We start from the raw sequence: 26,584 nt of genomic DNA on the forward strand, positions 1-26,584 counted from the left end.
ATACCTATGAACCAGGGTCGGGGAGAGTCGAGTATGGCGGTTCCCGAGCACGAGTCCCGACCCGACACCGTCGCGGACCTGCCGCTCGTCACCGAGCCGGCGACCGTGACGGAGGTCGTGTCCATGGACCGTGACCGACGTGAGGAGGCCCGCGCGGCGATCGCTCGCGACCTCGAGGCGGCGGGACTCGACGGGGAGTACCCCTTCGACGCGGACCCGTCGACCTGGGACGACCTCCGCGACGCCCTGATGTGCGACGGTCACCACGACCTCGCCCAGCAGGTCGACGCGCTCTTCGCCCGGTGTACGCGCCCACGGCCGATGCTCGTCCGCGCGAGTTTCGCCGTCGACGACGAGTTCGACTACCTCGCCGGGCAGTACGTCGGCTTCAAGTACAACGGCACGTCGCGGGCGTACTCGCTGGCGAGTTCGCCGACGCAGGACGAACTCGAACTCTGCGTCCGGCGCGTCCCCGACGGGCGACTCTCGCCGCAGATCTGCAACGACCTCGAACCCGGCGACGACGTCTGCGTCCGCGGGCCCTACGGCGAACTCGTGCTCGACGAACCCTCGACCAACGACATGGTGTTCCTCGCGACGGGCACCGGCGTCGCCCCGCTCAAGGGGATGATCCAGTGTGCCTTCGACACCGGCCAGGACGTCTTCGAGGGCGTCGAACGCGACGTCTGGCTCTTCCTCGGCTGTGCGTGGGAGGACGACCTCCCCTACCGGGAGTTCTTCCGCGACCTCGACGCCGAACACGAGAACTTCCACTTCGTCCCCTGTCTCAGCCGCGAACCGTACCTCACCGACTGGGACGGCGAGACCGACTACGTCCAGCACGCCCTGCTCAAACACGTCGACGCCGACACCATCACCCGGACAGACGAGTTCGTCCACGAGTGGGTCAGCCGCGAACCGGACTCCGACATCGAGGCCCGCATCGACCCGCGCGCGACCGACGTGTACGCCTGCGGCGTCTCCGCGATGGTGTTCAGCCTCACCGACGTCGTCGAGCGCATCGGCGTCCCCGACGACTGTATCGAGGCCGAAGGCTTCGGATAACGCCCCGCCCCGCCCGACGCCGCGGTATCGCTCCTCCACGAAACGATTCTCGATACGGCCACACTCCTTTTGTGGCGCGTGTCCGAACGACGTCGTAGAGACAGTCGCGTCCCGCGTGACTCCCCCGTAATCGGCGGCGACGCGACGACCGCGGAGCCGAGTCCGAGCGAGCGGATAGACACATCTTTACTTTCCAATAAAATCAACCGAGTTCGCCACGCTCTTTAAGTAGGTGGCCGCCATCGTTCCGCTTGGATAACACATGCAGATCGACAACCCACTCGACATGGACGACGATCGGGGTGTATCGCCGGTCATCGGCGCCATCCTGATGGTCGCCATCACGGTCATTCTCGCCGCCGTGATCGGGGCCTTCGTCCTCGACCTCGGCAGTCAGCTCGGTAGCACCGGTCCGCAGACACAGCTCGCTGTGAGTGATAATTCGAGCGTACGTGTTTAGCCCCAGATCGATTTCGGTAGTCTCTCGTAGGGACCGAGAAACAAATGACGTAGATCGATGCAACAGGCGAGTGAGTGTACCCTCGAGGGATGGTCTCCGGATCGGAGACCATCCCGTCTCGTCTGTTCATGACTTCTTCGGAGCCGACCAAAGAAGAGATCCTCGACCGTCTTGCTGCGCTTGAGGAAGAAAACGAAAAGCTCCGAGAGGAGAACAAGCGGCTCAGAGCCAAGCTTCGGTGGTACGAGGGACCCCATACACCGCCGAGCAAGGACCAATCGGACCAAGAGGAGTCGTCCTCGTCCGGCGGGGACGAGGACGACGAACAGCCACGGACTGACGGTGGCACGCCCGGCCGAATGTCTGGACACGACCCGGAATGGCGCGACGCTCCTGACCCAGATCGAGAAATCGAGGTCACCTGTGACTGCTGTCCAGACTGTGGTGAAGCGTTCGACGAGTCGGCGGGCGTCAGCCCCCGACTCGTCGAGGAACTCCCTGATCCACAGCCACCGGAAGTCACACAGTACAACCGCCACCACTACGAGTGTCACTCCTGTGGTGCCGAGACTGTGGCCTCACACCCCGACTGCCCCGATGAGGGGCAGTTCGGGGTGAACGTCATCGCACAGGCGGCGCTCTCTCGGTACGACCACCGCCTTCCCTACCGGAAGATCGGCGACCGCTTCGAACAACTCCACGGACTGGTGCTGTCAGGCGCGTCCGCGTGGCACGCGACCGAGCGCGCTGCGCGCGCCGGTCGCTGTAAGTACGAGCAGATTCGACGCCAGATCCAGCAAGCCGACGTCGTCCACATTGACGAGACTGGAATCAAACGCAACGGCGAACAGGCATGGATCTGGACGTTCACCACCGAGAACCACACGCTGTACGCGGTCAGGGAGAGTCGAGGAAGTGATGTTCCCGCGGAAGTCCTTGGCGAGGACTTCGCGGGAACGGTCGTCTGTGATGGCTGGACGGCGTATCCGGCTTTCAGCAGCAACCTCCAGCGGTGTTGGGCGCATATTCTCCGGGAGGCTGAAGACGCCGCCGAGAAGCAGGCGGAAGGCGAACCGATCTATCGTGCTCTCAAACAGCTGTACGTCGCTCTCCAGACTCGGCTGGAGAGCGACTTGACAGTCCGTAAGCGAGCAGAACTCCAACGTGTGGCGCGGAGAGAGCTTGAATCGCTGATAGAGCGGTCAGTTCCCGACGGACCAGTGGCAACACTACTTGGCAAGATCGAAGGAGGCCTTGACCACTGGCTCACCTTCATCGGTGAGCCAGCGGTCTCCCCAACGAACAACGCCGCTGAAAATGCGCTTCGTGAGCCAGTGGTTCTCCGGAAGCTCATCGGAACGCTCCGCAACGACCGCGGCATGTTTGTGCATGAGACGCTGCTGTCCCTGCTGGCGACCTGCCGCCAGCAGGGACGCAATCCCTACGATGAGTTCAAGCGAATCGCTCGAGACAACGAGATGATTTCACGAGCTCAGGCTGTGCCCGCTGTTGCGTCCTCGGGGTAAACACGTACATTCGAGCGAAACAATTGACAACGACGCTGACTCTCTAGTCATCGTTGAGCACAAAGGCGGTGACGACCTCAAGGAGGGGAACATCAACGTTATCGTCCAGAATGCGGATGGTGGGAACGTTAACGCAACGTGGAGCTTCGGTAGCGATAGTACCTTGAGTGTCGGCGAAACCTTCGATATTAAGGAAACGACTGACACTCTCACCAGTGGTCAGACCATCACCGTCAAGGTCATCCACGAGCCGTCGAACTCTGTCATCACTTCGACGCAGGTGGAGGTGCAGTAACTAATGCGCTCATTCAACCTCGACTTCAACGTCGACGACCGTGGTGTGTCACCAGTTATCGGTGTCATCCTGATGGTCGCTATCACGGTCATCCTCGCAGCCGTTATCGGGGCCTTCGTCCTCGACCTCGGTAGTAACCTTGGTAGCACTGGACCAACGAGCCAGGTCTCTGTTACAGACGCATCGGCGACATACAGTAACGACACGAATGCCTTCACAATCGAACACAAGGGAGGCAACGACCTGCTCTACAACGAGATGACGGTCATCATCCAAGAAGGCGGGTCGACTGTCGAAACCATCGAACCCACCAGCAACTATGGGGCCGACGCGCTCGCTCTCCGAGAGGGTGGGGGCGCTATCGTCACCGGCTCGTCTAAATCTGTCCGTACCTTCACGGTAGGCGAAACGTGGAACATCTACGACAAAGGGACTACGACGAACCTTAGTTCTGGCACGACCTACACTGTGAAAATCGTCCACCAGCCGTCGAACTCGGTCATCACCTCGACACAGGTCGAGCTCAACTAATTTAGCTCGCCTCTTTTTTGTAGCAGCAGGGCCTGGATTTCATCACCAGTTGCAAACGTATCTCTCCCGACTCCCAGCAGCCACCACCGACTCCACAGTCACCTCACCCGGCGCCGTCGACTACACACGTGACGAAAGCAGCCATCGTGAATCTCGCCGGCACCGAATCGCACAGTGCCCTCGTCGCCGACGACTACGAAGTCATCACGTACTGAACGACGCCGTTCCCGCAGGCTGTCGACCCGGCCGTCACACCCCCGGCCACCGCGTTCAAGTTCGAGCCATCCGGTGTTCCTCGTGTATGGCGCGGAACCCGTTCGAGGAGATGCGACGGACGCTGGAGCGACTCAGCGAACAGTTCGAGCGACAGTTCGAGGGCGGCGAAGGAGGCGAAACGGCGCCCGCCGGCGTCTCGGGGAGCGCCTTCGGGACCGTCTCGGTCGACATCGCCGAGTCGGACGACGCCTACGAGGTGACCGCGGACCTCCCCGGCTTCGAACCCGAGGACATCGACCTCAGCGTCCACGACGACGTCCTCCACGTCGAGGCGCGAAGCGAGAGCGAGTCCGAGACCGAAGCAACCGGCGCGGGCGAGGGCGAAGGCGAGGAAGAGCGCTCGGTCATCCGCAAAGAGCGCAGCACTCGCTCCATCCGCCGGCAGATTCGCCTCCCCGGCCCGGTCGACGAGGCGGGCGCCGAAGCGGAGTACCAGAACGGCGTCCTCACGGTGACACTACCGAAGGCCGAAGGGGAGGAGACACACTCCATCGAGATCCGCTGACCGGCCGCAGTCGACGCGGTTCCGTTCTTCTTTTCGCCGACGGCGCGTGACGGCGACGTAGTCGGTACGACGTCGAGGAAAGGAGCGGTGAGGTGAGGCAGGGTGTGGTGAAGTGAGGCGAGGTGCGGTGGAGTGAGGTGAGGTGGGTAGAGTGGGGCGAGGTACGGTGGAGAGAAGTGAAGAGAGAACGGCGGCACGTGAAGACGAGGTAGCGAGTCGAGACCGTCGTTCCAGGCGGCGAGCGGGGATTGGCGGCTACGCCGAGTCGTCGTCGGCGAGTGGCGGGTTCCAGAACGCGCAGTATCCGATCGCGGCGATGCCACCGAGACTCCCCGCGGAGACGCCGGCGTGCATGGGGAGGAACTGACTCGCACCGACGAGCGCCCCGGCGACGAGCGCGAGCGGAATCGCGGCGAGAGCGGCATCGTAGACACCGACGGCAGCGAGCATCTGACGGAACTTTGCGAGTAGCGCCCGCGTATCAGATCGGTCTGGACCAGGGTCGACCAGCATACCTACCACCCATCTCGTTCTAACGGACGGAACGGTTTTCATTATTGTGGCGGACCAACATATTTCTATTCAGAGAATATCTATTTGGAAACTCTACCCGACGTCAGAAAATCGGACGGGGGCGTCGGGTTGGTACAATGTACCACAGAATAGTTGGAACGGCGGTAACTCTCCCCGGAGACCGACGGCTCAGAGACCCGATGGGTAGAGTTCGGGGACGTGTTCGCGTTCGGCGTGGAGGTCGACGGGGTGGAGCGCCGTCGTCTCGTCGAGGTGGAGGAAGGCGTCGTAGCGTTCGCGGAGGTCGGTCGGGACGTAGTTGCCCCCCTCGGCGGCGGGGTGGTAGACGACGCCGACGGCGCGGTGGCCGCGGGGTTCCGCGAGGGCGTCGTCGTCCGCGACGTCGTCGGTGAACAGGAGGCGGTCTTCGCCGCCCGCGGCGTGGAAGACGTCCTCGTAGCTCCCGGATTTCGCGGCGGGGAGGTCCATCTCCTCCATCGGGTCGCCCCACGCGTCCGCGGCGACGACCGACCCGCGGTGAGAGCCGAAGCCCACGACGGCGGTGTCGTCGTCGCCCCACTCCTCGCGGGCGAGTTGCCCGATGTTGATGCGGCCCTTCGACTCCATGTCCGTCGCGCGGGCGTCGCCGACGTGCGTGTTGTGCGCCCAGACGATGGCCTTCCCGCCGTCGTGGTGGTCTTTGAGGCGGCCGAGCGTCTCGACCATGTGCTCGTCGCGGACGTTCCAGGAGTCGCCGTGTCCGCTCGCCATCGTGCGGTAGTAGTCCTCTGCGTTCTTCGCGACGAGCGCGTTCTGTTCGAGGTCGAACGCCTCCTCGTGGGTCTCGGCGTTCTCGACGGCCCGTTCGGCCGCCCGCTCGCGCATCGAGGTGAGCAACTCCACCACCTCGTCCTCGCAGGTCTTGGGGACCATTCGCGTCGACTTCGCGTACTCGCGGGCGTCCTCGCCGTAGGGTTCGAAACAGCGGAACGCCTCCTTCACCTCCTCGACGTGCTCGGGGTACTCGTCTTCGAGGTAGTCGAGCACCGCGTGCAACGACTCGAACAGTCCGTACACGTCGAGTCCGTAGAAGCCGACGCGGTCGGCGTCGTCCTCGAACTCCTCGTTGTGGAGGCGAAGCCACTCGAAGAACTCCGCCATCTCCCAGTTGGCCCACATCCACGTCGGCCAGCGCTCGAACCCGCCGAGGAGGTCGCGGACCGTCTCCGGACCGGACTCGTCCCCGCGGACGAACTGGTTGGCGCGGTAGCAACTCGTCCAGTCGCCCTCGACGGCGACGAAGTCGAAGTCGTGTTCGCGTATCAGCCGCGCGCTCAACTGCGCTCGCCAGCGGTAGAACTCCGAGGTGCCGTGAGTCGCCTCACCCAGCAGGACACACTCGGCGTCGGCCACTCGCTCGACCAGGTCGTCGAGGTCGGCCGGCCCGTCGACGACGCGCGAGCGCTCGCGGACGTTTGCGGCCGCGCGGTCCACCCCGTCGGGTTCGGACCAGAACTTCCGTCCGGTGAGTGACATACACGACAGTCCGGACGGTCCGAGGAAATGTATGACGGCCGCCCCTCGTACGCCGCGCCCGGTGCACCGTTTTGTGTCTCCGCGCTGTAGCCTCGACCATGCCCGACCTGGACGACCCCGTCTCTCTCGGCGGCGTCGACCTCCCGAACCGCCTCTACCGGGCGCCTCTCCTGGAGTGCGCGGGGAACGGGCCGGACGCCGCCGAGACGCTCGTCGACGAACTCGAACCCGCCGCCGAATCCGGGGTGGGTCTGGTCTGCCAGGGCGCGACCATCGTCCGCGGCGAGGGCGGGTGTGCCGCGCCGAACATGACCCGCGTCCACGACCCCGCGTTCGTCGCGGACCTCGACGTCGTCCCCGAGGCGGTCGAGTCCCACGGCGGCCGGGTGTTCGCCCAACTCGAACACGGCGGCCTCCGGAGCATGGAGACCTGGCACGCCGCCTACCACGAGGACCACCCCGACCTCGAACAACTCGCCGTCTCCGAGCCACCTCGCCTGCTCCGCGCGCTCGACCGAACGGGCTTCCTCGACTACGACCCGCACGTCCTCACCACCGACGAGGTGTCCGACCTCGCTGCCGACTTCGGGCGCGCCGCGGAACGCCTGGTCGACGCCGGCTACCACGGCATTCACGTCGCCGGCGCGAACATGGGCATCGTCCAGCAGTTCCTCTCACCGTACTACAACCGCCGCGACGACGAGTTCGCCGACGGCTTCCACTTCCTCGAACGCCTCCACGACGAGATTCGCGACCGGGTCGGCGACGACGTGCCGATCATCACCAAAATCCCGGCGGAGACGGAGGTCCCACCGTTCGTCCGCCGCCACCTCTCGCTCGCCGACGGTGTCGACCTCTGCGAGCGTGCGGCCGCGGCGGGCTTCGACGCCCTCGTCCCCGTCACGGGGTCGACCTTCTGGGACACGAGCCTGATCCGGGGCGCGTTCCCGGAGCGCGCGTGGCGGGCCGGCCCGTTCGAGTCGGGCTACGAGGCGGCCTTCGGCGGGCCGCTGCGCTGGCGACTCATCGCGCTCGCCAACTGGGTGGAGGCGCGGCGCTACGACTTCGAACCCGCGTGGAACGCCGACTTCTGTCGGCGGGTGCGCGAACAGGTCGACGACGACGTCCCGGTCATGCTGGAGGGCGGCGTCCGCGAGCGCACGCGGATGGACGCCCTGCTCGGTGACGCCTGCGACCTCGTGGGCGTCGGCCGGCCCTTCTACGCGGAACCACGACTCGGGGCCGAACTCCTCGACGAGTCGGGGGCCGACGCGGTCGCCTGCGAGAACTGCAACAACTGCGTCGTCCCGCAGGCCACGGGCGCCGAGGGAGTGTGTCGGACGCCGGCCGTCCGGCGCGAGGCCGCCCGCCGTCGTCGCGAGCGGGAGACGGATAGAGAGTCGTGAGCACGGGACACACGACGGGCGACAAAACCTACGGGGGACCATCACCAACTAGGGGTAGACGTGCTCTCGACGCTCCCCGTCGTCCCGTCGCCGGACCTCCTCGTCCGCTCCGCGACCGGGTGGCCCGGTCTCGCGCTCATCCTCCTCTACTCGTTCCTCGTCGCGGTCGTCCTCCCCTTCCCCGGCGAACTCGTCCTCCTCGCGCCCATCGAACTCGGCCTCCCCGGGTGGGGCGAACTCGCACTCGTCGTCGGCGTCAGCGCCGCCGGGAAGGCCGCCGGGAGCGTCTTCGCGCTCTCGCTCGGCAACAGCGCGACGCGCACCGGCCACGCCCGGGACCTGTTCGAGCGCTTCCGCGTCGACGTCCTCGTCGCCCTCGAAGACCGACTGGGTGAGTTCGTGCGCGACCACGGCTACCTCGGACTCACGGCCGCGCTCGCGGTCCCTGGCTCGCCCGACACCGTCTCGATATACGCGTTCAGCGCCGTCGAGACCGAGTACCCGAAGTTCGCCGCCGCCGCGTTCGTCGGGACCGTCCTCCGACTCCTCGTCGTGGTCGGCATCGCGGGGGGACTCCTGGCAGTCGTGTAACGACAACGTTTATTCCCTATATTCCTCTCTCTTCGAACGATGTTAGACTTCGTCGACCTCGAAGCGGACCTCGACGCCGAGGAGCGGATGATTCGCGATACGGCCCGAGAGTTCGTCCAGCAGGAGGTCAAACCCGACATCGGCGAGCACTTCGTCGAGGGGACGTTCCCGACCGACCTCATCACCGAGATGGGCGAGATGGGCTTCTACGCGCCGAACCTCGAAGGGTACGGCCTTCCCAACGTCTCCGAGCGCGCGTACGGACTCCTGATGCAGGAACTGGAAGCCGGCGACTCCGGCCTGCGCTCGATGGCCAGCGTGCAGGGCGCACTCGTCATGTACCCCATCCACGCCTACGGCAGCGAGGCGCAAAAGGAGAAGTGGCTCCCCGACATGGGGACGGGTGAGGCGGTCGGTTGCTTCGGTCTCACCGAACCCGAACACGGCTCGAACCCCTCGGCCATGGAGACCCGCGCCGAGAAGGACGGCGACGAGTACGTCCTCAACGGCGCGAAGACCTGGATCACGAACTCCCCCATCGCCGACGTCGCCATCGTGTGGGCGAAAGACCGCTCGGACGACGACACCGTCCGCGGCTTCCTCGTCGAGACGGACCGCGACGGCGTCTCCACGAACAAGATCGAGGAGAAACTCTCGCTGCGCGCCTCGATCACGGGCGAAATCGGTCTCAACGACGTCCGCATCCCCGAGGAGAACGTCCTGCCGGGCGTGAAGGGGATGAAGGGACCGCTCTCCTGTCTCACGCAGGCCCGCTACGGCATCGCCTGGGGGGCGGTCGGCGCCGCCCGCGACGCCTTCGAGGAGGCCCGCGAGTACGCCACCGACCGCGAGCAGTTCGGCAAGCCCATCGGCAAGTTCCAACTCCAGCAGGAGAAACTCGCCGAGCAGGCCACCCAGATAACCACGTCGCAACTGCTCGTCCACCGGCTCTCCGAGCTCAAAGAGCGCGGCGACCTCACGCCCCAGCAGGTGTCGATGGCCAAGCGCAACAACGTCCGGATGGCTCGCGAGATGTCCCGCCTCGCCCGCGAGCAACTCGGCGGCAACGGCATCAGCACCGACTACTCGCCGATGCGCCACCTCGCGAACATGGAGACCGTCTACACCTACGAGGGAACTCACGACATCCACACGCTCGTCCTCGGTCAGGAACTGACCGGGTTCGCCGCCTACGAGTAGTCGAGTCGAGGGCCGCGACCGCTCCGGCGGACTCGTTCGACGCGAGCGCCACCGCACTCTCTGCTTCTCCCGGCCGTAGCGGCAGTGCTGTCGGCTACGGCTGTCCGACCATGACGAATCCACGAACGGTCTCCGACGCACTCGCATCGTTCACCGACGACTACGACGTCCGCGCCGAACTCCACGCCGTCCCGCCGCACGCGGTCTACGAGGTCCGCGTCGACGGCACTCACGCGGTCTGCAAGGTCGCGCGCGGCCCGAAGGCCGACCTGTCGATGGAGGCGGCCGCCCTCCGCTACGTCGCGCGTGAGACGTCCCTCCCCGTCCCACGCGTACTGGCCGCCGGCGACGGGTTCTTCGTCGCCGAGTGGTGCGACGACGCACCCGACCCCGACGCGGACACCGTCTCCACCGAGAAGGCCCGCGCGATGGGCGAAGGGTTGGCGACGCTCCACGCCGAAACCGAGTCGGCCGTCGAGTCCTGTGGCTTCCTCGCGGGCCGTCCGCGCGAGGACCCCGAACTCCGCCTCGACCCCCACGAGTCGTGGGCCGCGACGGCCGCCGACCACGTCGACGACTGCGTGACGTTCCTCCGACGCGTCGGCGACGACGAGAGTGCCGCGCTCGCCGCCGACGTCCGCGAGTTCCTGCGCGCGCGGCCGGCCGTGTTCGAGGGCGTCGGCGACCCGGTGCTCTGTCACGGCAACTGGCTCCCGGCACACGTCGGCGTCACGGACGGGACCGTCACCTGTGTCCTCGACTTCGAACACGCACTCGCCGGCCCGCCCGAGTACGACTACTGGCGGACCGTCGGCCCGACCTTCGAGGGACCGGACGACGGCCGCGACGCGGCCTACTCGGCGTTCCACGCGGGCTACGAGTCCGTGCGGTCGCTCCCCGAGGGTCTCGACCGGCGGGCCGCCGCGTTCCGGGTAGTGAACTTCGTCTCCTACCTCCGGTCGCTACACGTCCAGCGCGGCCCACTCGACACGGCGGAGAAACGCGGCCTCGCGGCGACGTTCCGCGAGGTCCTCCGCGACACCCTCGACGCCGAGTGAGGGGAGACGACTCCGGACGATGTCGTTCCAGTCTACTTCCAGTCGGTCTCCAACCCGACTCGAACCCGATTGGAGCACCCGGTACGCGGCGACCGGAGTGTCGACGCTTATGTGACCGTCTATCGAACCGCCGACTATGGTTCGAACGACCACACGGAGGAGTCGCTAATGGTCGGTGAAGCCCGCACCCCCGAGACCGACACCGGCCCGCTCGACGGCCTGACGGTGCTCGACGCCTCGCGCGTCCTCGTCGGTCCGTTCTGTACGATGCAACTCGGTGACCTCGGCGCCGAGGTCGTCAAGGTCGAGCGACCGGGCACCGGCGACCAGACGCGCGGGTGGCACCCGCCGACGTACGGCGACAGCGAGGAGGCCGCCTACTACCTGAGCGTCAACCGGAACAAGCGCTCGGTCGAACTCGACTTCGAGACCGAGGCCGGTCGGGAGGTGTTCCGCGACCTCGCGAGCGAGGCCGACGTCGTCGTCGAGAACTTCCGCGTCGGCACCATGGAGAAGTGGGACCTCGGCTACGAGACCCTGCGGGAACTGAACCCCGAACTCGTCTACTGCAAACTCTCCGGCTACGGCGAGTGGGGACCGGACCGCGACGCGCCCGCCTACGACATCATGATGCAAGCGCGCGGCGGCATGATGTCTATCACCGGCGAAGAGGACGGCCCACCCGTCCGCATCGGCGTCGCCCTCGCCGACATCGGCGCCGGGATGTACGCCACGCAGGCGATCCTCGCCGCGCTCCTCGAACGCGAACTCGGCGACGGCGTCGGACAGAAGGTCGACGTCAGCCTCCTCGACGGACAGGTCGCGTGGACGTCCTACCAGGCGCTCAACTACTTCGCGACCGGCGAGTCCCCGGGGCGAATGGGGTCGAAACACCCGAATCTCGCACCCTACCAGGCGTTCGAGACGCGCGACGGCTACGTGGTCGTCGCCGTCCCCTCGGAGAACATCTGGCCGAAGTTCTGTACGGCCATCGACCGCGAGGACCTCGTCGACGACCCGCGATACGAGACGAACGCCGACCGGGTCGACCACCTCGACGAACTCGAAGCGACGCTCGCCGAGGAACTCGGCGACTACGACACCGACGAACTCCTCTCCGTTCTCGAAGAACACGGCGTCCCCGCGAGCGACGTCCGGAACATGGCGGAGGTGTTCGACGACCCGCAGGTCCAGGCGCGCGGGATGCTCGAACGGGTCGACCACCCGACCGCGGGCGAGGTGAAGATGCCGGGCAGTCCGATGCACCTCTCGCGGACGCCCACGTGCGTCGAGCGCTACCCACCACTCCTCGGCGAACACACCGAGGAGGTACTCCACGAGTACGGGTACGAAGACGCCGACGTCGAACGCCTCCGCGAAGCCGGCGCGTTCGGGGAGTAGCACCCCTCGCTTTCTGGAGGAGAACGGATCCGGGAGTCCATCGTATCCATTTGGTGAGTGTTAGCAATGTATCGCCATCCAGCAAATACGTCCGGAACATGATTGATTATTATACACACTACCTCACATAGCTGTGTAATGAGACGTCACGTCACGGTTCGTGTTGCATGGACACATAGCCGGTCGGCGGAGGGTCGGCGATGAGTGTCGCCGAGATCCTCATGGCGGTGCTCCCGCTCGTGAGCATCGCCTACCTGATGGTCGCACGCTACTGGCCGGCGACGCGCGCGATGCCGGTCGCGTGGGTCGTCGCGGTGCTCGTCGGTATCGCTGGGTGGGGCATGTCGACGACGTGGGTCGCCGCCGCGACGATCTCCGGGTTCATCACCGCGGCACAGATCCTGTTCATCGTCTTCGGCGCGGTGCTCCTGCTGTACACGCTCAAGCAGACCGGTGCGTTCGACGCCATCAACGCCGGGTTCGCCTCGGTGAGCGAGGACCGTCGCGTGCAGGTGGTCCTCCTCGTCTTCCTGATGGGGTCGTTCATCGAGGGTGCGGCCGGGTTCGGGACGCCCGCCGCCGTCGTCGGCCCGCTCCTGGTGGGACTCGGCTTCCCGCCGCTCGCGGCCGTCGTCGTCGCCCTCACGGGCAACATCATGGCCATCACGTTCGGCGCCGTCGGGACGCCGCTGGTCATCGGTCTCGAAGACGTCTTCTCGGAGTCCGCGATGGTCACCAGCGACCTCGCCGCCACCGGGATGACCGTCCACGAGTGGGTCGCACAGATCGCGGTCTTCGCGGCGACCTACCACGCCATCGTCGGTATCGCGCTGCCGTTCATCGGCGTCGCGATGATGACGCGCTTCTTCGGCGAGGAGCGCTCCATCGAGCCCGCACTCGACGCGCTCCCGCTCTGTCTGTTCGCGTGGGCGTCGTTCGCCGTCCCCTACTGGCTGACCGCCTACTTCCTCGGTCCAGTCTTCCCCGGACTCCTCGGCGCGATGATCGGTCTCGTCGTCACGGTGTCGGTCCTCAAACTCGGCTACCTCCACCCCGACGAGGAGTGGGACTTCGGGCCGCAGGAGAACTGGCCCGAGCACTGGACCGGCGACATCGAACCCGGTGAGACCTCCTCGAAGTCCGGCGCCATCGCCGCGGACGGCGGTATCGTCACCGCCGAGATGCCGCTCTGGAAGGCGTGGACGCCCTACGTCGGTCTCGCCGCGCTGCTCGTCGCCACGCGGACGATCGGTCCGCTCACCGACTTCCTCCAGTCGACGCTCGTGCTCGTCTGGCAGGACATCCTCGGGACGGGGCTGAGTGGGAGCTTCGCCTTCCTCTACCTCCCCGGTGCGGTGTTCCTCGCCATCCACCTGCTGACGATTCCGCTCCACGGCATGTCGAAACAGGAGATCACGAGCGCGTGGACGGAGACCATCCAGAAGGTCGCGCCCGCGACGGTCGCACTCCTCTTCGCCGTCGGCACCGTCCAGATCATGATCCAGTCGGGGACCGCGACCGGCGGCCAGAGCATGCTGCAGGTGCTCTCGACGGCCACCGCGAACACCGCGGGCGGCATCTACCCGTTCTTCGCGCCGCTCGTCGGCGCCTTCGGTGCGTTCCTCGCTGGGTCGAACACCGTCAGCGACATCCTCTTCGGGACGTTCCAATACGGCGTCGCGACTGAACTCGGCGTCTCCCGGACGGTCCTCGTCGGCGCACAGGCCGTCGGGGGTGCCATCGGGAACCTCATCGCCGTCCACAACGTCGTCGCCGCGCTCGCGGTCGTCGGCCTCGTGGGCCAGGAGGGACGGGTCATCCGCTACGAACTCATCCCCCTCGCGTACTACGCGACGGCCACGGGCATCCTCGTGATGCTCTTCTCCTACGTCGTCTTCCCGTCGACGTTCTGAGCGGGACCCCGAACCCCTCTTTCTGCCGACTCAGTTCGAGGAGGAGTCGTCGTTCGCGCCGTCCCAGAGTTCGCCGCGGTTCTCGTAGTTGTCGCCGTCCGCCGACGTCCCGTCCTGACTGTTCTGACTCCCCGGGCGGACGAGGATGCCACCGCCGGAGGTCACGGCGACGTCGAACTCGCCGAGGGCGACGTCGCGGATGGCCTTCTGCGTCGGCGAGTGGAGGCGGTCCCAGCGGAGAGCGTCGTCCGTCGGCGTACGCTGGAAGATGCGGCCACCCGCCCCCGCGGCGAGCAACGCCTGCTTCTCGCTGTCGAAGGCGTGGAGCGCGCCCGACCCGAGGTCGATGGGCGTCCACGAGTGGTAGGAGTCGTCGTAGCGGTAGATGCGCCCGCTCCCCGCGGCGACGTACACCCGCCCTTCGGCCGTCGCGTGGATGTCGTAGAACGTGGTCTGGGCGTTGACGACGCCGATATCCTCCCACCCGTCCTCTTTCGTGGTCTTGAACGCGTTCCCGGAGGTGTCGACCGCGTAACCCGTCCCGTCGGGGCCCGCGGCGAGGGCCGCGATAGTCGACCCGGACCCGGGCTTTCGCGTGGCGCCCCACTGGACGTCGAAGCCGTCGATCGCGAAGGCGAGCACCTCACCGCTCCCGTTGGAGGCGAGGGCCTTCTCGCTCCCGCTCGGCCCGGCGACGGCGATACCCCGCCACGTGGAAGTCATCCCCTCGGGGAAGGAGTAGTCGTACTTCCGGTGTTCGTTCACGTCGTAGCAACCCAGCGACCCGGAGTTGCCGAGGAACCAGACGCGCTTCCCGTCGTCGGTCACGTCGATGCCCCGGAGCGCGTTGTTGCGCGTCGCCGGCCCGTCCTCGATGACGGTCTTCCACTCACCCTCGTGGCGCGTCACGACCGTCCCGGACCCGCCCACCGCGAACGGTCCCGACTCGGTCTGTACCACCTGGTAGAGCGTCTTCTGTGTCGGTGATTCGACGGATTGCCACTGCCGACTGTCGGCTGCCTGATCGAAGCCCCACATGTATATTCAATTGTCTCCAGACGTGTATAAAAGGACGACAGCACGTCGTGGCACGTCGGCACACGAAACGGCCGTGTCCTTTACCCGGACCCTCGGTGAATCACTCACCGATGTCCGGGGCTCCCGTCGACGAGTCGACGATCGGTCGGACGCCGCTCGTGGAGGTCGACCTCGACGTCCTCCCGACGGTGTACGCGAAACTGGAGTGGTTCAACTGCTACGACTGCGGGTTCGGCGGCGGGTCCGTGAAGACGCGCATCGCGAAGGCGATGCTCGACGCCGCCGAGGCCCGCGACGAGATTCGCGGGCGGACCATCGTCGAACCCTCCAGCGGGAACACGGGGACCGCGCTCGCGCGCATCGGGTCTTCGCGCGGGTACGACGTCGAAATCGTCACGCCGGAGTCACCGAGCGAGACGAAGATCGAGGCCATTCAGGCCGCCGGCGGACGGGTCCGACGCGCGACCACCTACGAGATGATGTTGGAGCAGTGTGCGGACCTCCTCGAAGCGAACCCCGAGCAGTACTACCGCCCCAACCAGTACGCGAACCCGGCGAACCCGGGCGTCCACGCCGCCACTACCGGCCCCGAAATCTGGCGGCAGACGGACGGCGAGGTCACGCACTTCGTCGCCGGCGCGGGCACCGGCGGGACGGTGACGGGTGTCGGCACCGCACTCCACCGCCGCGGCGACGTGACCGTCCACGGCTTCGAACCCGCCGAACCCGAACACGCCATCGACGGTCTGAAGTACACCCGCGGGTCGCGTTTCCACGACCCCGACGTGTACGACGAGTCGGTGCTCGACGACTTCTTCACCGTCTCGACGGCCGACGCGTACGAGTGCGCCCGGTGGCTCCGCGAGCGCTACGCCGACCGCGAGGTGCGAGTCGTCGACACCGGCCAGCACGACGCGCCGACGGTCCGCGACCACCTCCGCGTCGGCGAGGAGTTCCTGGTCGGGACCTCCAGCGGCGCGGTCGTCGCGGCCGTCGAACGACTCGCCGCCGAGGGTGCGTTCGACGCCGACGACGTCGTGGTCGTCCCGTTCCCGGACCGTGGCGATCGCTACCGTCACCTGCCGCTGTGGGAAGACGTGCTGTGAGATGAGAAAGGAGAGAGATTCCCGTCGACGGGGAAGAGGACCGGCGAGGTTCCGATGGCGTCGGATGATTCCGGTCCGTCCCGTCACACTCCCCCCTCCGAGGAGTGTATCTAGGACGAGGGGACGCCCACACATAATCGGACGGGGCGAATATTCGGGACGGGGCGTGAATTGCCCGAGACCACCAACGGTTAACTCCCACACCACCTATCGACACCCATGTCCGGGCTCAACCTCGACCCGACGCAACTCGACCGGTACTCCCGGCACATCATCATGGAGGACGTCGGGCCGGCAGGCCAGCAGAAACTCCTCGACGCGGACGTCCTCGTCGTCGGCGCGGGCGGCCTCGGCGCGCCCGTCATCCAGTACCTCGCCGCCGCGGGCGTAGGGAGACTCGCCATCGTCGACGACGACGTCGTCGAGCGCTCGAACCTCCAGCGCCAGATAATCCACGCGGACGCCGACATCGGCCACCCGAAGGCCGAGAGCGCCCGCGAGTACGTCGAGCGACTCAACCCCGACGTCAATGTCGAGGTCCACGAGAAACGCCTCACCGCCGACAACGCAGAGGACCTGATTCGCGAGCGCGACTTCGTCGTCGACTGCTCGGACAACTTCGGGACGCGCTACCTTGTCAACGACGCCTGCGTCCTCCACGAGGTGCCGTTCAGCCACGGCGCCATCTACCGCTTCGAGGGGCAGGCCATCACCTTCGCCCACGAGGAGGACTCGCCGTGCTACCGCTGTCTCTTTCCCGAGGCGCCCGAGGAAGGCGTCGTTCCCGACTGCTCGGAGGCCGGCGTGCTGGGCATCCTCCCCGGCACCGTCGGGTGTATCCAGGCCACCGAGTGCGTGAAGGCACTACTCGACTACGGCGAACTCCTCGACGGCCGCCTGCTCTTCTACGACGCGGGCGACATGACGTTCGAGGAGGCACCCGTCGCGAAGAACCCGGAGTGTCCGCTCTGTGGCGAGGAACCCGAAATCGACTCCGTCCAGGAAGTGGAGTACTCGGGTGGCTGTACCATCGCCGACGCGGACTGAGACCGACGCCGACCCCTACAACTGCGCTTTCGCGTCCCGGACGAGTCCGTCGATGATTTCGGGCGTCGTCGGGTGGTAGGCCCGGTCGGGCACGTCGCGGACGTCCATCTCGTTCTCCAAGACCACCTGCATCGTCTTCGCCATCACGTCGGCCTCGTAGTGGAGGCCGTGGTAGCCGAGGACGGTCCCGTCGTCTGCGTCGACGACGAGTTTCGCCTGCCCCCAGCGCGCCTCCTTCAGTTTGAAGATGCCGTCGTCGGTCGCCTCGCGGGTGGCGACCACGACGTCGTGGCCGGCCTCCTCGGCTTCCTCGACGGTCATCCCGAGCGAGGCGTAGGGGTAGACGGTCGCACCCGAGAACATCACCTCGTGGTGGATGGGGTAGTATTCCTCGAACTCCGACTCGCCCGCGATGGCCCGTCGGACGTTCTCGGCGGCGGTGAACGCCTCCTCCTTGGAGTTGTGGAGGAGCATCCGTTCGCCCATCGCATCGCCGGCGACGAAGACGTGCTCGGCGTCGCGGGCCTGCATCGTCGCGGGGTCGACCCAGCCCTCGCCGACGTCGATACCGGCGTTCGCCAGGCCGAGTCCCTCGACGGTCGGCCGTCTCCCCGTGAACAGGAACAGTTGGTCGGCCTCGACCGCGCTCCCGTCGTCGAGGTGGAGGCGGACGCCGCCGTCCGCGGTCTGCTCGACCGACTCCTCGTACACCTCGGTCCGAATCTCGACGTCGAAGTCCTCGCGGTAGAGGTCGAGAATCTCGTCGCCGATACGGTCGTCGGCGCGGTCCAGTGGCCGTTCGTCGTGTTCGACGACGGTGAGGTCCATCCCTGCCGCCTCGCTCAAGTAGGGGACCATCTCGATGCCGACGTAGCCGAAGCCCATCACGACGCCCGAGTCGGGGAACTCGGTGGCGTCGAGGACGTCCGCGCTGTCCATCCAGTCGACGTCGTCGATGCCGGGGAGGTCGGGCACGTTCAGCGAGGACCCGGTCGCGACGACGACGTAGTCCGCGTCCAGTTCGCGCTCGCCGACGCGGAGCGTGTGTTCGTCGAGGAACTCGGCCCGGTCGTGGACGAACTCGACGTGCTCGCGTTCCGTGAGGTCGTGGACGGACTCGCGGCGGTAGCCCGCCCACTCCAGCACGTGGTCGTCTTTGTGCTCGACCGTCTTCTCGAGGTTCACCTCGGGCGCCTCGCCGTCGAGTCGGGGGTCGTGGCGCGCCTGGTAGCGGTGGGCCGTCGCCGAGAGCACCGCCTTCGAGGGCATACACCCGCGGAGGATACAGAGGCCGCCACCGGGGTCGCCGTCGTCGACGAGGGTGAGTCGGACGTCCAGTTCGGCTAGTTCGCTCGCCGCAGCAGCGCCGGCGCTCCCGTACGCGCCGACGACGACTACGTGCGGTCGGTCGTCGCTCATACTCGGGACGTCGGTCGCCTCCGTGTTAGCCGTTCGGCCCGGAGCGAGACTCGTCGAAAAAGTGGAAACGTGGTCGTGGTCGGGGAACGTTACTGTGCGCGGCCGTAGAGTGCGATGGCCACGAGTGCGACGAGGGCCGCGACGACACCGAAGCCGGGCGAGGAGGCACCGGAACCGGAGTCGCCGCCGCTGTCACCGCCCGAGTCAGAACTGGAAATCTTCGCGGTGCGCTCGGAGAAGTGGTTGAACGCGACGAGGACGTCCGCGCGGGCGTTCGCGCTCGCACTGGACGTCTGCTTGACCATGTACGCCGACTCGTCACCGCCGATGGCGCCCTTCAGCGCGCTGTAGGAGGACACCTGCGCGGCGGCGCTCCCGTCGACCGTCACGGAGATGTCCGAGAGGGTGCCGACCGCCTGCTTCGAGACGCTCGTGATGACGATCTTGCCCTGCTCTTTGGTTCGCTCGGCGGTGACCGTCACCGTGTTCTCGGCGGACTGCTTGGCCTCGACGGTCGTCTGCTGCGTGTAGGTGACCGTGTCGACGACCTTCTTCCCACCCTCCTGGGTCATGACGTACACCTCACCGGCGACCTGACCCTGGGAGATCATCCGCTCTTGTTTCTGGTCCTCGCTGTCCTTGCCGCTGGGGTACGAGCGGAAGACGAGTTTGCTGTTCTTGCCGAGTTTGGCCGTCACGTCGCCGTTCTCGTTGACGGTCACCGTGCCGTCACCGACGACGATGAACGTCCCCTGGGTGCTCTCGCCAGCGGAGACGCTCACCTGGGAGTCGCTCTCCTGGGACGCCTCGGCCGCGGAGGAGAGGTTCGCCACGACGTACTGAGACTGGTCGTTCGAGGAGACGACCAGGATACCGTGGGTGTTGTCGTGGGCCTTCATCTTGGCCTGACTCGACCCGCTGGCCGAGATAGTCGCCTTCGCCTGCGTCTGCGAGGCGAGCGAGAGACCCGCGCCTTCGAGACTCGTCACCGCCGAGAGAGAGGCGGTCGCACCGACGAGACCACTCGACTGGGCGCTCTCCTGGGACTGGACCTTCACGCTCTCGAACACCGTCGTCCCCTCGACGGCGTAGTCGACGACTGCGTTCGACTGGACGTCGAAGGAGATGTGTGCGCCACTGTACGCCTTCGCCTGTGACTGCGTCGTGCTCGCGGCGGCCGCGGGGGCCACAGCGCTCAGGACGAGGAATCCCACCATTAGGGCAGTCGCTAGTCGTCTCGACATACGTTCCCGTAAACTCCGCCGGAACAAAAACCGCTTGTGGCTAGTCGTCGGGGCGTCGACCGGAACGCTACCGCGAGATCTCGCCGCCCGACTCCGCGAGCACCGACTCGACCTCCGCGGGCGTCACGAGCGCGACGTCGCCGGGGATGGTGCGCTTGAGTGCGGCCGTGGCCGCGCCGTACGCGAGCGCGTCCGCGAGCGACCCGCCGTCGAGTCGTTCGGCGAGGTAGCCGCCGACGAAGGCGTCGCCCGTCCCGATGGGGTCGTGGGTGTCAGTCTCGAAGGCGGACTGGGTGACGGCGTCGCCGGACTCGTAGGCGAGTGCGCCCTCTTCGCCGCGGGTGACGACGACCGTCTCGAAGTCCCACTCGTCGGCCAGCGTCTGGGCGATGCCGGCGGCGTCGCGCTCGACGCCGAGGACCTCCCAGGCGTCGCGCTCGGCGACCACGAGCACGTCGACGTCGGGGAACAGCGCTTCGAGGACGTCGCGGGCCTCCGCGTGGCTCCAGAGCTTCGAGCGGTAGTTCACGTCGAAGACGGTCGTCGTGTCGTGGTCCTGCGCGTGCGCGAGGACGTCGGCGGTCGTCTCTTCGAGGGTGGCGGAGAGGGCCGGCGTGATTCCGCTCGTGTAGAAGGCGTCCGCGTCCGCGACCTCGTCGAGCGGGAGGTCTGCGGGCGTCGCGGTGGTGACGGCCGCCCCCTCGCGGTCGTAGACGACGTTCGTCCCGCGGGGTCGGCCGGCCTGTTCGAGGTAGTAGGTCCCCTGGCGGCCGGTCTCGCTCCACGCGACGTCGACGCCGGCGCCCTGCGAGCGGAGCGTGTTCGTCACCTTGCGGCCCAGCGCCGAGTCGGGGAGTTTGGACGTCCACAGCGTGTCGAGACCGAGTCGGCCCGCGTTGACCGCGACGTTACTCTCGGCACCGGCCGCGCGGAACTCCAGTTCGCCGGCGCGTTCGAGGCGCTCCTGTCCGGCCGGCGAGAGGCGCAACATCGTCTCGCCGAACGTGACGAGGTCGTAGCTCATACTGGCCCGATGTGCGAGCGCACCCATAACTCACCCGGTGTCGACGGACGACCCCCGAGAGGAACCGAGCGGACGGGGGTGAAACCCGAATCGCTCGAAATTCGGTGAATCGGAGCGCGATTCGCCGAATCGTGGTACCCGAACCCTCGCAAGTCTTATCCGTGGGCGGCCACTAGATTTATTTGTAATGGCATCCGGTAAAGTTGATTTCTTCAACGACACAGGCGGCTACGGTTTCATCGAGACTGAGGACGCGGACGACGACGTTTTCTTCCACATGGAGGACGTTGGCGGCGAGGACCTCACGGAAGGACAGGAAGTCGAATTCGACATCGAAGAGGCCGACAAGGGCCCGCGCGCGACGAACCTCGTCCGCGTTTAACTAACACGGTTTCACCCGCGTCCGCGGTCGGTACGTCACCGTATCCGTCTCCCGAGACGCGCTGATTTCCGCTTTTCTACAGGCGTCACCCACCGAGCGACGGCGCTCGTCGTACACACCGACGACTCCGAGTTCGAGGACGCGTTCGTTTCTGAGATATCGAGCCGATAACTACGATATAGACCGAGTTCGACCGCTATCGACGCGATAACTGAGATATAGACGACGTTGTCGAGTTGTGTCCCCGAACAACTGAGTTATTCGGGGCGGCGGATCTGGTGGCCGGGGTAGTCCCGCTCGAAGCGGTCTTCGAGTTCGCCCTCGTCGATCCGGACGACCACGGGGCGGCCGTGCGGGCAAGCCCACGGGTTCTCGCAGGCGTCGAGTTCGGTGAGCAACGCGACGACGTCGCCCTCCCGTAACGAGGTGTTCCCGGTGACGGAGGGGTAGCACGCGAGGTCCGCGAGGAGGTGGTCGCGCACCTCCGCGACCGTCTCGCCGTGGTCGCCGTCGGTGTCGAGGAACGCGGCGAGGGCGTCGCGGAGCACCTCGGGGTCGAGTGCGTCGTCGAACACCGCCGGGACGGCCGTGACGGTCGCCTCTCTGTCGTCGAGCGTCGCCTCGAAGCCGAGGTCGCGGAGCGCCGCGAGCGCGTCGCCGAACACCGCGGCCTCGGCGGCGGTGAGTTCGAGCGTCACGGGCGCGACGAGCGTCTGCGAGGTCGTCTCCCCGTCCAACTCGGCCTGGAGGCGCTCGTAGTTGATACGCTCGTCCGCCGCGTGCTGGTCGACCAACACCAGTCCGTCGGGGGACTCCGCGACGAGGTAGGTGTCGTGGAGTTGGCCCAGAACCCGCAGACGGGGGAGTCGGTCGAACTGGTCGTCCGCGCGTTCGTCGCCCGCCGTCTCGCCGAGCCGGGCGTTCTCCGTCGCCGCGCGGAACCGACGGTCGTCGGCGCCGGCCGACCCGTCGTTCGACCCGACGCGGTCCGTGTCGCCCTCGTCCGGCACCGAGACGTCGGTGGACGCAGTCGACGCCGAGTTCCCGGACTGGTCGGTCGCCGGCTCTTCGTCCGCGCTGGCGTCCGCGGCGTCGGTATCGGCGTCGCCCGGCGCGCTCCACCCGGTTTCGGCGCCCTCGTCCGTCGACGCTGCGTCGGTCGACGCGAATCCGTCGCGCCGACCAGTCTCGTCCGACTCGACTGGACCGCTCGCTCGCTCCGTTTCGTCCGAGTCGCCCGTCGCGTCCATCTCGTGCTGGTGCCACGAGGTGTCGGCCTCGTCGGCCGCGTCGTCGTCTTCCTCCCACTGCCGACTGGGTGCGATGCTCGCCTCGTCGGGCTGAGACCGACCGCGCGGGGCGCTCGTCCGAATCAGCCCGGCGTCGAGCAGCGCGTCCTCGACGGCCGACTCCACCTCGCGTTTCACGGTCTCGCTCTCGCCGAAGCGGACCTCCATCTTCCGCGGGTGGACGTTCACGTCGACCTCCCCCGCGGGCACTTCGACGAAGAGGACCGCGAAGGGGTAGCGGTCGGCGGCGAGTTGGCCGCCGTAGGCCGAGACGACCGCCTCTCGCAACAGGGAGTCGCTGACGTAGCGGCCGTTGACGAACGTCGAGACGTACTCGCGGGAGGCGCGGGTCGTCTCGGGGTCCGAGACGTAGCCGTGGACTCGCCCCACCGCCTCGCCCTCCGAGTCGACCGGAATCATCGCTTCGGCCACTTCGCGGCCGTACACCGACAGGAGCGTCCCCTGCAGGTCGCCCTGGCCGGTCGTCGCGAACACCTCGCGGTCGTCGTGGGTGAGCGAGACGGCGACGTCGGGGTTCGCGAGCGCGTAGCGCGTCACGACGCGATTGACGTGGCCGAACTCGGTGGAGTCGGTCTTGAGGTACTTCCGCCGCGCGGGGGTGTTGTAGAAGAGGTCCTCCACCTCGACGGTCGTGCCAGGCGGCCGTCCCGCGGGACCGACGCGGGTCACCTCGCCGCCCTCCAGTCGGAGTTCGGTGGCCTCCTCGTCGCCGTCCTGCGGACGGGTGGTGATGGTCGTCCGCGAGACGGCGCCGATGGTGTGCAGCGCCTCGCCGCGGAAGCCGAGCGTGGCGACGCCCGACTCCAGGTCCTCGATGTCCGAGATCTTGCTCGTCGTGTGTTTCTGCACCGCGGCGCGGACGTCGGCCTCGCTCATCCCCTCGCCGTCGTCCGAGACGACGATGCGGTCGGTGCCGCCGCCGTCGACCGTCACGTCGACGCGCGAGGCCCCGGCGTCGAGGCTGTTCTCGACCAGTTCCTTCACGACGGAGGCGGGCCGCTCGACCACCTCGCCGGCCGCGATGCGTTCGACCGTCGTCGCGTCGAGTTGCTGGATGCGGTCGCTCTCCACGTCACTCACCCTCCAGTTCGTCCTGCCACTCCTGGACCTTCGTCAGCGCCTCGACCGGCGTGAGGTCGTTGAGCGGCGTGTCCGTGATGTCCTCCAGTACCTCGCGCTGGTCGTCGTCGAGGGTCGGCCCGGAGGGCTCGGACGGCCCGGACGGCTCTGACGGCCCGGACGGCTCTGACGGTCCCTCGTCGGCCGAGCCACCGTCGCTCGCCGCCTGCTGGAAACTCCCGCTACCGAGGTCGAAGACGGCCTGGACGGGTTCGGAACTGCCCGACCCGCCGCGGGCCTCGATGGCCTTCTCCTCGCGGAGGCGCGAGAGCACCTCGTCGGCGCGGTCCACCACGGGGTCGGGGACGCCCGCGAGGTCCGCGACGTGGATGCCGTACGAGCGGTCGGTCGGTCCCTCGCGGATGGTCCGGAGGAAGGTCACCTCGCCGTCGCGCTCGTCGGCCGCGACGTGGACGTTCGCGACGCGTTCGAGGCGGTCGGCGAGACTCGTGAGTTCGTGGTAGTGGGTCGCGAACAGCGTCTTCGCGCGCACCTCGTTGTGGAGGTACTCGGTGGCGGCCCACGCGATGCTGATGCCGTCGTAGGTGGCCGTCCCGCGTCCCACCTCGTCCAGGATGACGAGCGAGTCCTCCGTCGCGGAGTGGAGGATGTTCGAGAGTTCCTGCATCTCGACCATGAACGTCGAGCGACCCTGCGCGAGTTCGTCGAGTGCGCCGACGCGGGTGTAGATGCCGTCGACGAGACCCACCCGGGCGGCGTCGGCGGGGACGAAACTCCCCACCTGCGCGAGCAGGACGATGAGGGCCGTCTGGCGCATGTACGTCGACTTCCCGCTCATGTTCGGTCCCGTCACGACGAGGAAGCGCCGGTCGTCGGCGAATCGGGCGTCGTTCGGGACGAACTCGACGGTCTGTTCGACGACGGGGTGGCGACCCGCCTCGACGTCGAGGGCGTCGCCTTCAGTGAGTTCGGGGCGGACCCACCCGTTCTCGGCGGCGTGGACGGCCAGCGAGCAGAAGGCGTCGAGTTCCGCGAGCGCGCGGCCCGCCTCCTGCAGGAGGGTGGCGTGGTCGGCGACAGTGCCACGGAGGTCGTCGAGGAGTTCGCGTTCGAGGTCACCGCGCTGTTCCTCGACGCGGAGGAGGCGGCGTTCTTTCTCCTCCAGTTCGTCGGTGACGAACCGCCGGGAGTTCTTCAGCGTCTTGATCTCGCGGTACTCCTCGGGCGCGGCGTCGGCCTCCGACTTGCCGATCTGGATGTAGTACCCGTCGGTCTTGTTCCGGTCGACCTGGAGGTGGGTGACGCCGAGACGCTGTTTTTCGCGGGCGGCGAGGTCGTCGAGCCACCCCTTCGCCTCCTCGTACTCCTCGATGAGGTCGTCCAGTTCGGGGTCGAAGCCCTTCCGGAAGAGTCCCCGCGTGCCCGAGGACGGCGGGTCGTCGACCAGCGCCTCGTCGATGGTGTCGCGGAGGTCCGCGGCGGCCGCGCGGTCGAAGCGCCCGAAGACGCGCCCGAGCGGCGAGTCGGCGAGTTGCGGGTCGGACTCGACGGCGTCGGCGAGGTCCGGCATCAACTCGAGCGTGTCGCGCACCCGGAGGAGGGCGGCGGCGTCGGCGCTCCCGTGGACCGCCCGGGAGGCGAGGCGTTCGAGGTCGTACCCCTCGTCCAGCGTCTCGCGCAGGCGTTCGCGGGCGAGCGCGGCGGACGCGAGCGCGGCGACGCTCTCCTGGCGACGCTCCAGTTCTCCGAGGGACTGGCGGGGGCGCTGGAGCCACTCGCGGAGCAGACGGCCCCCGGCGCTGGTCACCGTGTGGTCGACCGTGTCGAACAGCGATCCGGACCGGTCGCCCTGCATCGTCTCGGTGAGTTCGAGGTTGCGCTGGGTGGTCGCGTCGAGGTCGACGTGGTCGGTCGAGCCGTAGGACTGGATGCGCGTGAGCGACGCGAGCACGCCCGCGCCGGTCTCGTCCACGTAGGCGACCGCGGCACCGGCGGCGCGGGCGGCGGCACCCTGCGACTCGACGCCGACGCTGTCGAGGGCGCCGTCGCCGAACTGCTCGCGGAGCGTGTGGGTGGCCCGGCCGGGCGCGAACGCCTCAGAGCCGTGGAGGGTGAGCGTCGCGTCGGTCGTCTCGCGGACCCGTTCGATGAACGCGTCGTCGTCTCGGAGGTCCGGGCCGGGGAGGACTTCCTCGGGCGAGAAGCGGTAGAGTTCGGTGAAGGCGTCGTCCGTGTCGTCGACGCCGGTGACGTGGAAGCGGCCCGTCGTGACGTCGACGAAGGCCAGGCCGACCTCGTCGTCGCCCCGGACGACCGTCGCGAGGTAGCGGGCGTCGGCACCCGTCACCCCGACGAGCGTCCCGGGCGTGACGACACGAGTTATCTCGCGGGTCGTGTCCTCGGAGTCGCGCTGGTCGGCGACGGCCACGCGGTAGCCGCGCTCGACGAGCGTCTTCAGGTATGGGAGCAGGTCGTCGACGGGGACACCGGCCATCGGGTACGAGGACCCGTGACTCGACTTCTCGGAGACCTTCAGGTCGAGTTCCTCGGCGACGAGGCGGGCGTCGTCGGCGAAGAACTCGTAGAAGTCGCCCACCTGCATCGCGAGGACATCCGCGTCGGTCTCGTCTTTCAGACTCAGGAACTCCTCGACGATGC

The 26,584-nt window shown here is 67.3% G+C and carries 22 protein-coding genes and 1 pseudogene; 14 read left to right on the forward strand and 9 right to left on the reverse strand.

Going from position 1 to position 26,584, the window contains the following annotated elements:
* Positions 1 to 33 precede the first annotated feature (33 nt).
* The 3 genes and pseudogenes from P0Y33_RS09505 (at position 34) to tnpC (ending at position 3,051) form a co-directional block, all read left to right on the forward strand.
* Positions 34 to 1,065: a ferredoxin--NADP reductase gene (locus P0Y33_RS09505; protein ID WP_279527170.1), complete on the forward strand. Its 1,032-nt coding sequence runs from the start codon at positions 34 to 36 to the stop codon at positions 1,063 to 1,065.
* A gap of 286 nt (positions 1,066 to 1,351) precedes the next feature.
* Positions 1,352 to 1,513 (forward strand): annotated as a pseudogene (locus P0Y33_RS09510) (type IV pilin); the annotation flags it as partial.
* 140 nt (positions 1,514 to 1,653) lie between these two features.
* Positions 1,654 to 3,051 carry an IS66 family transposase gene (gene tnpC / locus P0Y33_RS09515; protein WP_211313754.1) on the forward strand — a complete coding sequence of 466 codons (1,398 nt, stop codon included), beginning with the start codon at positions 1,654 to 1,656 and terminating at the stop codon, positions 3,049 to 3,051.
* Positions 3,052 to 3,094: 43 nt separating this feature from the next.
* Here the strand turns inward: tnpC and P0Y33_RS09520 are convergent, their stop codons facing one another.
* The gene (locus P0Y33_RS09520; protein WP_279527171.1) at positions 3,095 to 3,298 is read right to left on the reverse strand and encodes a hypothetical protein; all 204 of its coding nucleotides are present in this window, start codon (positions 3,296 to 3,298) and stop codon (positions 3,095 to 3,097) included.
* A gap of 51 nt (positions 3,299 to 3,349) precedes the next feature.
* Between P0Y33_RS09520 and P0Y33_RS09525 the strand changes: the two genes are divergently transcribed.
* Entirely contained in the window at positions 3,350 to 3,877 is a 528-nt protein-coding gene (locus tag P0Y33_RS09525) for a type IV pilin N-terminal domain-containing protein (protein WP_279527172.1), read from the forward strand.
* Between the two features lie 301 nt (positions 3,878 to 4,178).
* Positions 4,179 to 4,658: an Hsp20/alpha crystallin family protein gene (locus tag P0Y33_RS09530; protein WP_279527173.1), complete on the forward strand. Its 480-nt coding sequence runs from the start codon at positions 4,179 to 4,181 to the stop codon at positions 4,656 to 4,658.
* A 255-nt stretch (positions 4,659 to 4,913) separates the two neighbouring features.
* Here P0Y33_RS09530 and P0Y33_RS09535 read toward each other — a convergent pair whose 3' ends face one another.
* Entirely contained in the window at positions 4,914 to 5,171 is a 258-nt protein-coding gene (locus P0Y33_RS09535; RefSeq protein WP_279527174.1) for a hypothetical protein, read from the reverse strand.
* Positions 5,172 to 5,360: 189 nt separating this feature from the next.
* Complete coding sequence (locus P0Y33_RS09540; RefSeq protein ID WP_279527175.1) at positions 5,361 to 6,707, reverse strand: erythromycin esterase family protein; 1,347 nt, start codon at positions 6,705 to 6,707, stop codon at positions 5,361 to 5,363.
* A 98-nt stretch (positions 6,708 to 6,805) separates the two neighbouring features.
* On the opposite strand from P0Y33_RS09540, the gene P0Y33_RS09545 reads away from it, so the two are divergent.
* From P0Y33_RS09545 to P0Y33_RS09570, 6 genes are all read left to right on the forward strand, one after another.
* Positions 6,806 to 8,113, forward strand: a complete 1,308-nt coding sequence (locus P0Y33_RS09545) for an oxidoreductase (RefSeq protein WP_279527176.1) — start codon at positions 6,806 to 6,808, stop codon at positions 8,111 to 8,113.
* Between the two features lie 60 nt (positions 8,114 to 8,173).
* The gene (locus P0Y33_RS09550; protein WP_279527177.1) at positions 8,174 to 8,704 is read left to right on the forward strand and encodes a VTT domain-containing protein; all 531 of its coding nucleotides are present in this window, start codon (positions 8,174 to 8,176) and stop codon (positions 8,702 to 8,704) included.
* A gap of 39 nt (positions 8,705 to 8,743) precedes the next feature.
* Positions 8,744 to 9,904 (forward strand): acyl-CoA dehydrogenase family protein, encoded by a 1,161-nt coding sequence (locus P0Y33_RS09555; RefSeq protein ID WP_279527178.1) that lies wholly within the window; start codon positions 8,744 to 8,746, stop codon positions 9,902 to 9,904.
* Between the two features lie 110 nt (positions 9,905 to 10,014).
* The gene (locus P0Y33_RS09560) at positions 10,015 to 10,962 is read left to right on the forward strand and encodes a phosphotransferase family protein (protein ID WP_279527179.1); all 948 of its coding nucleotides are present in this window, start codon (positions 10,015 to 10,017) and stop codon (positions 10,960 to 10,962) included.
* Positions 10,963 to 11,130: 168 nt separating this feature from the next.
* Entirely contained in the window at positions 11,131 to 12,363 is a 1,233-nt protein-coding gene (locus P0Y33_RS09565; RefSeq protein ID WP_279527180.1) for a CaiB/BaiF CoA transferase family protein, read from the forward strand.
* A 200-nt stretch (positions 12,364 to 12,563) separates the two neighbouring features.
* On the forward strand, positions 12,564 to 14,276 hold the full coding sequence (locus P0Y33_RS09570) for an L-lactate permease (RefSeq protein WP_279527181.1): 1,713 nt from the start codon (positions 12,564 to 12,566) through the stop codon (positions 14,274 to 14,276).
* Positions 14,277 to 14,306: 30 nt separating this feature from the next.
* On the opposite strand, the gene P0Y33_RS09575 is transcribed toward P0Y33_RS09570, so the two are convergent.
* Positions 14,307 to 15,314, reverse strand: a complete 1,008-nt coding sequence (locus P0Y33_RS09575; RefSeq protein WP_279527182.1) for a hypothetical protein — start codon at positions 15,312 to 15,314, stop codon at positions 14,307 to 14,309.
* Positions 15,315 to 15,424: 110 nt separating this feature from the next.
* Between P0Y33_RS09575 and P0Y33_RS09580 the strand changes: the two genes are divergently transcribed.
* Together P0Y33_RS09580 and ubaA are read left to right on the forward strand one after the other, a co-directional pair.
* On the forward strand, positions 15,425 to 16,420 hold the full coding sequence (locus P0Y33_RS09580; RefSeq protein ID WP_279527183.1) for a PLP-dependent cysteine synthase family protein: 996 nt from the start codon (positions 15,425 to 15,427) through the stop codon (positions 16,418 to 16,420).
* Positions 16,421 to 16,639: 219 nt separating this feature from the next.
* The gene (gene ubaA, locus P0Y33_RS09585; protein ID WP_279527184.1) at positions 16,640 to 17,467 is read left to right on the forward strand and encodes an SAMP-activating enzyme E1; all 828 of its coding nucleotides are present in this window, start codon (positions 16,640 to 16,642) and stop codon (positions 17,465 to 17,467) included.
* Positions 17,468 to 17,482: 15 nt separating this feature from the next.
* Here the strand turns inward: ubaA and P0Y33_RS09590 are convergent, their stop codons facing one another.
* The 3 genes from P0Y33_RS09590 to kdgK1 form a co-directional block, all read right to left on the reverse strand.
* A complete protein-coding gene (locus tag P0Y33_RS09590) occupies positions 17,483 to 18,886 on the reverse strand; it encodes a dihydrolipoyl dehydrogenase family protein (protein ID WP_279527185.1) in 1,404 nt (467 codons plus the stop codon).
* 89 nt (positions 18,887 to 18,975) lie between these two features.
* Entirely contained in the window at positions 18,976 to 20,103 is a 1,128-nt protein-coding gene (locus P0Y33_RS09595; RefSeq protein WP_279527186.1) for a PGF-CTERM sorting domain-containing protein, read from the reverse strand.
* A 94-nt stretch (positions 20,104 to 20,197) separates the two neighbouring features.
* Entirely contained in the window at positions 20,198 to 21,154 is a 957-nt protein-coding gene (gene kdgK1 / locus P0Y33_RS09600) for a bifunctional 2-dehydro-3-deoxygluconokinase/2-dehydro-3-deoxygalactonokinase (RefSeq protein ID WP_279527187.1), read from the reverse strand.
* A gap of 187 nt (positions 21,155 to 21,341) precedes the next feature.
* Between kdgK1 and P0Y33_RS09605 the strand changes: the two genes are divergently transcribed.
* Positions 21,342 to 21,536, forward strand: coding sequence for a cold-shock protein (locus P0Y33_RS09605; RefSeq protein ID WP_279527188.1), 195 nt, complete (start codon positions 21,342 to 21,344; stop codon positions 21,534 to 21,536).
* Between the two features lie 257 nt (positions 21,537 to 21,793).
* Here P0Y33_RS09605 and mutL read toward each other — a convergent pair whose 3' ends face one another.
* A complete protein-coding gene (gene mutL / locus P0Y33_RS09610) occupies positions 21,794 to 23,926 on the reverse strand; it encodes a DNA mismatch repair endonuclease MutL (protein WP_279527189.1) in 2,133 nt (710 codons plus the stop codon).
* On the reverse strand, positions 23,919 to 26,528 hold the full coding sequence (gene mutS / locus P0Y33_RS09615) for a DNA mismatch repair protein MutS (RefSeq protein WP_382218330.1): 2,610 nt from the start codon (positions 26,526 to 26,528) through the stop codon (positions 23,919 to 23,921). Before mutS ends, mutL begins: the two co-directional genes overlap by 8 nt.
* Between the last annotated feature and the right edge of the window lie 56 nt (positions 26,529 to 26,584).

Source organism: Halospeciosus flavus, assembly GCF_029814175.1.
Classification (GTDB): domain Archaea; phylum Halobacteriota; class Halobacteria; order Halobacteriales; family Halobacteriaceae; genus Halospeciosus; species Halospeciosus flavus.

What these genes read in the sequence shown, in the direction of transcription:
- P0Y33_RS09505 (WP_279527170.1), top strand. Translation starts at nt 34, where the DNA reads ATGGCGGTTCCCGAGCACGAGTCCCGACCCGACACCGTCGCGGACCTG.
- tnpC (WP_211313754.1), top strand. Translation starts at nt 1,654, where the DNA reads ATGACTTCTTCGGAGCCGACCAAAGAAGAGATCCTCGACCGTCTTGCT.
- P0Y33_RS09525 (WP_279527172.1), top strand. Translation starts at nt 3,350, where the DNA reads ATGCGCTCATTCAACCTCGACTTCAACGTCGACGACCGTGGTGTGTCA.
- P0Y33_RS09530 (WP_279527173.1), top strand. Translation starts at nt 4,179, where the DNA reads ATGGCGCGGAACCCGTTCGAGGAGATGCGACGGACGCTGGAGCGACTC.
- P0Y33_RS09535 (WP_279527174.1), bottom strand. Translation starts at nt 5,171, where the DNA reads ATGCTGGTCGACCCTGGTCCAGACCGATCTGATACGCGGGCGCTACTC.
- P0Y33_RS09540 (WP_279527175.1), bottom strand. Translation starts at nt 6,707, where the DNA reads ATGTCACTCACCGGACGGAAGTTCTGGTCCGAACCCGACGGGGTGGAC.
- P0Y33_RS09545 (WP_279527176.1), top strand. Translation starts at nt 6,806, where the DNA reads ATGCCCGACCTGGACGACCCCGTCTCTCTCGGCGGCGTCGACCTCCCG.
- P0Y33_RS09555 (WP_279527178.1), top strand. Translation starts at nt 8,744, where the DNA reads ATGTTAGACTTCGTCGACCTCGAAGCGGACCTCGACGCCGAGGAGCGG.
- P0Y33_RS09560 (WP_279527179.1), top strand. Translation starts at nt 10,015, where the DNA reads ATGACGAATCCACGAACGGTCTCCGACGCACTCGCATCGTTCACCGAC.
- P0Y33_RS09565 (WP_279527180.1), top strand. Translation starts at nt 11,131, where the DNA reads ATGGTCGGTGAAGCCCGCACCCCCGAGACCGACACCGGCCCGCTCGAC.
- P0Y33_RS09570 (WP_279527181.1), top strand. Translation starts at nt 12,564, where the DNA reads ATGAGTGTCGCCGAGATCCTCATGGCGGTGCTCCCGCTCGTGAGCATC.
- P0Y33_RS09575 (WP_279527182.1), bottom strand. Translation starts at nt 15,314, where the DNA reads ATGTGGGGCTTCGATCAGGCAGCCGACAGTCGGCAGTGGCAATCCGTC.
- P0Y33_RS09580 (WP_279527183.1), top strand. Translation starts at nt 15,425, where the DNA reads ATGTCCGGGGCTCCCGTCGACGAGTCGACGATCGGTCGGACGCCGCTC.
- ubaA (WP_279527184.1), top strand. Translation starts at nt 16,640, where the DNA reads ATGTCCGGGCTCAACCTCGACCCGACGCAACTCGACCGGTACTCCCGG.
- P0Y33_RS09590 (WP_279527185.1), bottom strand. Translation starts at nt 18,886, where the DNA reads ATGAGCGACGACCGACCGCACGTAGTCGTCGTCGGCGCGTACGGGAGC.
- P0Y33_RS09595 (WP_279527186.1), bottom strand. Translation starts at nt 20,103, where the DNA reads ATGGTGGGATTCCTCGTCCTGAGCGCTGTGGCCCCCGCGGCCGCCGCG.
- kdgK1 (WP_279527187.1), bottom strand. Translation starts at nt 21,154, where the DNA reads ATGAGCTACGACCTCGTCACGTTCGGCGAGACGATGTTGCGCCTCTCG.
- P0Y33_RS09605 (WP_279527188.1), top strand. Translation starts at nt 21,342, where the DNA reads ATGGCATCCGGTAAAGTTGATTTCTTCAACGACACAGGCGGCTACGGT.
- mutS (WP_382218330.1), bottom strand. Translation starts at nt 26,528, where the DNA reads ATGCAGGTGGGCGACTTCTACGAGTTCTTCGCCGACGACGCCCGCCTC.